This is a genomic window from Pseudomonas sp. P110(2024) (assembly GCF_057480795.1).
Genome location: NZ_JBLIYT010000002.1, coordinates 466,359 through 473,225 on the forward strand (window position 1 = coordinate 466,359; position 6,867 = coordinate 473,225).

Below are 6,867 nucleotides of genomic sequence, written 5' to 3' on the forward strand. Positions count from 1 at the left end.
ACCACACCCGGGCGCTGGTGACAGGCAGCAGCGCCCCCAGGGGGCATGGAATGCGAAAAACCGACGCCTGACCCCTCATGCGCCTCAATGCAACGCCTTGCGGGCGAAATGCCGTGGGCGGAACCCGCACAGGAACAGGCAGCCGAAGTAGGTCACCACGCCCGCGGCAATCAGCGCCCCGAGACGCAGGAAGCGCGCAAGCATGTTGCCCTGTTCCCAGGCCGGCAGGTAATGCATGCCCAGCAGCAGCACGCCCGACATCAGGGTCACGGCCAGCACCAGCTTGAGCAGGAACGGCATCCAGCCCGGCTGCGGCTGGAACAGCTGCTGGCTGCGCAGTTTCCAGAACAGCAGGCCGGCGTTCAGGCACGCGCCCAGGCTGATGGCCAGGGCCAGCCCGGCATGGGCCAGCGGGCCGACCAGGGCCAGGTTGAACAGTTGGGTGCAGACCAGGGTGAAGACCGCGATCTTCACCGGCGTGCGGATATTCTGCTGCGCATAGAAGCCAGGTGCCAGCACCTTGACCAGGATGATCGCCAGCAAGCCCACCGAATAGGCGATGAGCGCGCGCTGGGTCATGGCAGCGTCGAAGGCGGTGAACTTGCCGTACTGGAACAACGCCACGGTCAGCGGCTCGGCAAGGATGGCCAGGGCCAGGGTGCAGGGCAGCACCAGCAGGAAGCACAGGCGCAGGCCCCAGTCGAGGATCCGCGAGTACTCCTCGCGATCCTTGTTGGCATAGGTCTTGGCCAGGGTCGGCAGCAGGATGGTGCCCAGGGCCACGCCGAGCACACCGGACGGCAGCTCCATCAGACGGTCGGCGTAGTACATCCATGACACCGAGCCTGCCACCAGGAACGAGGCGAAGATGGTGTTGATGATCAGCGAAATCTGGCTCACCGACACCCCGAGGATGGCCGGCAGCATCTGCTTGAGCACGCGCCACACGCCACTGTCGCGCAGGTTCAGGCGTGGCAGCACGAGCATGCCGATCTTCCTCAGCGCTGGCAGCTGGTACAAAAGCTGCGCCAGGCCACCGGCCAGCACGCCCCAGCCCAAGGCCATGATCGGCGGGTCGAAGTACGGCGTCAGCAGCACGGCAAAGGCGATCATCGCCACATTGAGCAGCGTGGGCGTGAACGCCGGCACACTGAAGCGGTTCCAGGTATTGAGGATCGCGCCGACCAGCGACGACAACGAGATCAGCAATATATAAGGAAACGTCACCCGCAACAGCGCGGTGGTCAGCTCGTACTTTTGCGCGCTGTCGACGAAGCCCGGCGCGGTGGCCCAGACCACCCACGGCGCAGCAAGGATGCCGATCACCGTGACCAGGGCCAGGACCAGGGTCAGCAGGCCGCTCACGTAGGCGATGAAGGTACGGGTGGCCTCCTCGCCCTGCTGGGTCTTGTATTCGGCCAGGATCGGCACGAAGGCCTGGGAGAAGGCCCCCTCGGCGAAGATCCGCCGCAACAGGTTGGGCAGTTTGAAGGCGATGAAGAAGGCGTCGGTGGCGATACCGGCGCCGAACACCCGCGCCAGGATGGTATCGCGCACGAAACCGAGCACCCGGGAAATCATGGTGATGGAGCTGACCGCGGCCAGGGATTTGAGCAGGTTCATCGAAAAATTTCACGCCAGGGACAGAGGGCGCTGCCAGACAGCGTCCGAATGTGCGATACTCCCGCGCCTTCGCAGGGGAGCCAAAAATTCCCGAGTTTACAGGTCGTGCGGCAGAAAGGAATATTTCCCTCCTGCTGGCTCACCACTCGGCGGAACCCTGCAGGTGGCCTTGACATCCGCTCGACTCATCGGCATGATTCGCGGCCTATTTTGTTTGCTATTTACCTAAAGTCTTTCGAGGAGCTCGACGGTGGCCAACTCACCTTCCGCCAAGAAACGTGCAAAACAGGCTGAGAAGCGTCGCAGCCACAACGCCAGCCTGCGTTCCATGGTCCGCACCTACATCAAGAATGTAGTCAAAGCCATCGACGCAAAAGACGCCGAAAAAGCGCAAGCCGCTTACGTTCTGGCTGTACCTGTAATCGACCGTATGGCCGACAAAGGTATCATCCACAAGAACAAAGCTGCTCGCCACAAAGGCCGTCTGAATGGCCACATCAAGGCGCTGAAAGAAGCTGCAGCTGCCTAAGCGACGTTCTTGTCGAAAAAACCGACCCTAGGGTCGGTTTTTTTATACCTGTGATTTCTCTCCCCCTCTATCTGTAAGAGCGGCGTTACGTCGCGAAAGGGCCGCAAAGCGGCCCCGGCGATTGTGCGTCTGCACTGAAATCCTGGGGCTGCCGTGCAGCCCTTTCGCGACACGAGGCCGCTCCTACAGGTACCAGGTCAACTGTTCGATCACTTACCAATCTGAATCTTCGGCGCCCACTCCAGCCAAGCATCCTCGGCCTTGTCGAACAAGGCGAAGGTCTGCTGCGGCCGCGCCGGGTTACCCATCTGTTCGCCGTCCGGCGTGGCGAAGGCAATTCCGCCCTCAATCAGGGTCTCCACCGACTCGGTGCGCACCGTGGCGCCCTTGAACAGCCCCCAGTCGAAGCCGAACCCGCTGCTGTTCCAGAAACGGCTGCCGCCACGAACCAGCCCGGCGTAACGCGGTTCGATCAGGATGTGGATAAGCACACGGTCGGCGGTCTGGCCCAACTCGAAGCCGGTGACCTTGCCCACCGTGACCTCTCGATAGGTCACCGGCACACCCGGCTTGATCGAGCCGCGGCGCGCCGCGCTCAGGGTCAGCGGCAGGCCGACCTCCTCGCCTTTCACCTCCGGCGCATCACTCAGGGCGATGAAGTCACGCTGCGGCCCCTTATCCTTGAGCGCCGGCAGCACTTCCAAATATTGGCCGCCGATCAAGGTGTCGAGGTTCTGGGTACGCACCAGGCCCAAGGCCGGCTTGACCACCCAGAACTGGGTGCCGGCACGGGCGATACGCTCGGCCGCTTGGGTGATCCGTGCACGCAGCACCACGGCCTGCAGATCAGCGGTCAGGTCGACGCTCTCGACACTGCCCACATCCAGGCCCCGAAAACGGATCGGCGTGCCCGGCTTCAAGCCTTCGGCACGGTCGACACGGATAGTGATCAAGGTACCGGCACGGTTGGCCGCATCCTGGCTCTCGTGCAGGCGGAAACGCGGAATGCGGCGCTTGAGCGGCACATCCGGTTTCGGCGTATCGAAGGCGATACCACCCGCCATCAGCGTCTGCAGCGACTCGCTCTTGACCTGGATGCCCGACAGCCCGCCGGTCAGGGTGATGCCGCTGGCATTCCAGAAGCGCGTGGAGCCGTTTACCAGGTTGGCGTACTCCTTCTCAATATGGACGCCGATCAGGATGCGTTTGCTGTTGCGAGCGAACTGGTAACTCTGCACGCTTCCCACCCGCACCTGGCGATACATCACCGGGCTGCCTACCTCCAGCGAACCCAGGGTGTCGGCGAACAACACCATGTGCAGGCCCGGCGCCTTCAGGTCCAGCGGCGGCGCCTTGGGACGCGCCTCGAATTCGCGCAGCGGCTTGGCACCTGGCTCACCCGGGCGCACGGCAATGTAGTTGCCCTTCACCAAGGCCTCGAGACCGGTGATGCCGGCCAGGGAGATGGACGGCTTGACCACCCAGAACTGAGTGCCTTCAACCAGGTAGTCCTCGGCCAGGGGATCCATGGTCAGCTCGGCCATGGCCGTGGAGAGGTCGCCTTCGACTTTCAGTTCCTTCAGCGATCCCACCTGGATACCTTTGTACAGCACCGGTGTACGGCCCTTCTGCAACCCCTCGAAATCGCTCAGCTTGACCTTGACCCGGATACCGGCCTGGGCGGCATCGAAGTCTTCGTAAAGACGGAACGGCAGGCTTGGGTCGGTGGGCGGGCTGTCCTTGCGGTTCTCTGGCGTGGCAAAGGCGATGCCGCCGGCAACGATGCTCGAGAGCGATTCGGTGCGCACCTTCACGCCGGACAGGTCGGCGTCGATGCTGACCCCGCTGGCGTTCCAGAACCGCGTGTGTTTACGTACCAGGCTGGCGTAAGCGGGCGCAATGAACACCTTGATCTCCACCGTGCCCTGGTCCTCGGACAGGCGATAGCTCTTCACCCGCCCCACCTGGATCTGTTTGTAGAACACCGGACTGTCACGATTGAGCGAGCCCAGCCGCTCGGCCTTGAGGGTGAGGTGCAGGCCCGGCTCGGAATCGGACAACGGCGGAGCTTCCTTGAGCGCGGTGAAACGCTTGGTCGGCTCCCCCTCCCCGGGATCAACGGCGATGTAGTTACCCGAGACCAACGTCTCCAGGCCCGAGATACCCGCCAAGCTGACACTTGGCTTGACCAGCCAGAAACGCGTGCCCTTGGTCAGGTGCGGGCCCGCTTCCTTGCGCATCTCGATGGTGGCGACAACGCCACGGTTGTCACCCTTGTCATCCAGCACCAAGGCGGTGACCTTGCCCACCGACATGCCCTTGTAGATGACCTCGGTCTTGTTGGCGACGATGCCCTCGCCACTCTCGAAGCGCACCTGGATCTCGATACCAGCATCGCGATAGGCCTGCCAGGCCAGCCAGCCGCCGATCGCCAGGGCAATCAGCGGCAGGATCCAGATGGCCGACCAATTCGAAGCAGGCCGGGTTTTAGCCGTAGGCAAATCACTCATGGTCGTCATCCGACTCCGTGTTATCCCAGATCAGTCGGGGATCGAAAGTTAAAGCGGCGAGCATCGTCAGGATCACCACGGTGGCGAAGGCGACGGCGCCCAGGTTGGCTTCGACACTGGCGATGCGGCCGAAATTCACCACCGCGACCAGGATGGCGATGACGAAGATGTCCAGCATCGACCAGCGACCGATGAATTCGATGAAGCGGTACATCAGGATGCGCTGGCGTGCCGAGAGCGGCTGGTGGCGCTGCACCGAGTACAGCAGCAGGGCGATGCCGACCAGCTTGAAGGTCGGCACCAGGATGCTGGCGATGAACACCACCGCGGCGATCGGTAGCATGCCGTGCTTCATCAAGGTGATGACGCCGGACATGATGGTGTCCGGGCTGCCCTGGCCGAGCGCGCTGACGGTCATGATCGGCAGCACATTGGCCGGGATATAGAGCACCATGGCCGTTATCAGCAGCGCCCAGGTGCGCACGATGCTGTTGGGCCGCCGGGCATGCACCACCGCGCCGCAGCGGGTACAGGCCTGCGAGGTGCTGTCCGGCTCCTGGCGGTTCAGCTGGTGACATTCATTGCAGACCAGGATGCCTGCATCAATCGCCCGCATGGACATCCTCCCCCGACAAGGCCACCCAGATCTGGTGTGGCGACATGACCACCTCGAGCCATACCTGCACCAGCAACAGGCTGATGAAGCAGAACAGGCCCAGGCCGATGCTCAGCTCGGCCAGGTCGACCAGCTTGACGATGGCCACCAGCACGCCCATGAAGTAGACCTCGAGCATGCCCCATTCACGCAGGTGGTGATAGATACGATAGATCAGCAGGCCATAGCTGCGGCCAATATCCAGGCGGATGCTCAACAGCACCATCAGCTGGCAGAGCAGCTTGAGCAAAGGGATGGCCATGCTGCACAGGAACACCACCACGGCGATGCCGCGCATCTCTGAGTTGTATAGGCCTAATACACCGCTCCAGACGGTGTCGTCGGAGGTCTGGCCGAGCAGGTGCAATTGCATGATCGGCAGGAAATTGGCCGGCACGTACAGCAGCAGGGCGGTCAGGACCAGGGCCAGGCTACGGTTGATCAGGTTGTGGCGATGAGCGTACAGCTCGTAGCCGCAGCGCGGGCACAAGGCCTTCTCGTCATGTTGCAGCGTGGTCTTGCGCATCAGCAGGTCGCACTCGTGGCAGGCCACGAGTTCGTCCAGCGGCAGCTGTGCGAGCGCTTCGGGATCGACAGGGTTGGGCATAAGGGGGTTCTGAATGGATGCGTCGGCTCTATTCTAGTGTTCCGACTCGAATTGTGGGAGACGGCCATTATGAGGAACTGTATCGATGTTCGGGTCACATTTTCCGCAGGCGACACGATCCCCCGCCCCCACGCTGCGTGTTGCACAACAGAGCCGGCGTTGGCTTAGAAACGCGGAAAAGACAAAACCCCTACCTGCTCGCGCAGATAGGGGTTTTGCGAAATGAATCTTGACGATGACCTACTCTCACATGGGGAAGCCCCACACTACCATCGGCGATGCATCGTTTCACTGCTGAGTTCGGGATGGGATCAGGTGGTTCCAATGCTCTATGGTCGTCAAGAAATTCTGTTGCCAGAATGTCTTAGGAACACTCTTGGCTAATTCGGATATGTGAATTTGTGGTCGTACGAACTTTCGGGTCTTTCGTCTTCACCACCACAATCTGCGTAGCAGATTGCTTGGGTGTTATATGGTCAAGCCTCACGGGCAATTAGTATTGGTTAGCTCAACGCCTCACAGCGCTTACACACCCAACCTATCAACGTCGTAGTCTTCGACGGCCCTTCAGGGAGCTCAAGGCTCCAGTGAGATCTCATCTTGAGGCAAGTTTCCCGCTTAGATGCTTTCAGCGGTTATCTCTTCCGAACATAGCTACCCGGCAATGCCACTGGCGTGACAACCGGAACACCAGAGGTTCGTCCACTCCGGTCCTCTCGTACTAGGAGCAGCCCCTCTCAAATCTCAAACGTCCACGGCAGATAGGGACCGAACTGTCTCACGACGTTCTAAACCCAGCTCGCGTACCACTTTAAATGGCGAACAGCCATACCCTTGGGACCGGCTTCAGCCCCAGGATGTGATGAGCCGACATCGAGGTGCCAAACACCGCCGTCGATATGAACTCTTGGGCGGTATCAGCCTGTTATCCCCGGAGTACCTT

General features: G+C 61.5%; 5 protein-coding genes and 2 rRNA genes. 1 reads left to right on the forward strand and 6 read right to left on the reverse strand.

Annotated features, from left to right (window positions below; all coding sequences use genetic code 11):
* Positions 1-84: 84 nt before the first annotated feature.
* On the reverse strand, positions 85-1,623 hold the full coding sequence (murJ, locus tag AC25ND_RS05085) for a murein biosynthesis integral membrane protein MurJ (RefSeq protein WP_028689907.1): 1,539 nt from the start codon (positions 1,621-1,623) through the stop codon (positions 85-87).
* A gap of 250 nt (positions 1,624-1,873) precedes the next feature.
* Here murJ and rpsT point away from each other — a divergent pair, with 250 nt between their 5' ends.
* A complete protein-coding gene (rpsT, locus tag AC25ND_RS05090; protein WP_023533220.1) occupies positions 1,874-2,152 on the forward strand; it encodes a 30S ribosomal protein S20 in 279 nt (92 codons plus the stop codon).
* Between the two features lie 209 nt (positions 2,153-2,361).
* On the opposite strand, the gene AC25ND_RS05095 is transcribed toward rpsT, so the two are convergent.
* The 5 genes from AC25ND_RS05095 to AC25ND_RS05115 form a co-directional block, all read right to left on the reverse strand.
* On the reverse strand, positions 2,362-4,662 hold the full coding sequence (locus tag AC25ND_RS05095) for a PqiB family protein (RefSeq protein WP_028689908.1): 2,301 nt from the start codon (positions 4,660-4,662) through the stop codon (positions 2,362-2,364).
* Entirely contained in the window at positions 4,655-5,278 is a 624-nt protein-coding gene (locus tag AC25ND_RS05100; protein WP_028689909.1) for a paraquat-inducible protein A, read from the reverse strand. Before AC25ND_RS05100 ends, AC25ND_RS05095 begins: the two co-directional genes overlap by 8 nt.
* The gene (locus AC25ND_RS05105; RefSeq protein WP_062363899.1) at positions 5,265-5,924 is read right to left on the reverse strand and encodes a paraquat-inducible protein A; all 660 of its coding nucleotides are present in this window, start codon (positions 5,922-5,924) and stop codon (positions 5,265-5,267) included. The genes AC25ND_RS05100 and AC25ND_RS05105 overlap by 14 nt, the downstream gene beginning before the upstream one ends.
* Before the next feature lie 227 nt (positions 5,925-6,151).
* Positions 6,152-6,267: ribosomal RNA gene (gene rrf, locus AC25ND_RS05110) — 5S ribosomal RNA — on the reverse strand.
* 129 nt (positions 6,268-6,396) lie between these two features.
* Positions 6,397-6,867: ribosomal RNA gene (locus AC25ND_RS05115) — 23S ribosomal RNA — on the reverse strand; the annotation flags it as partial.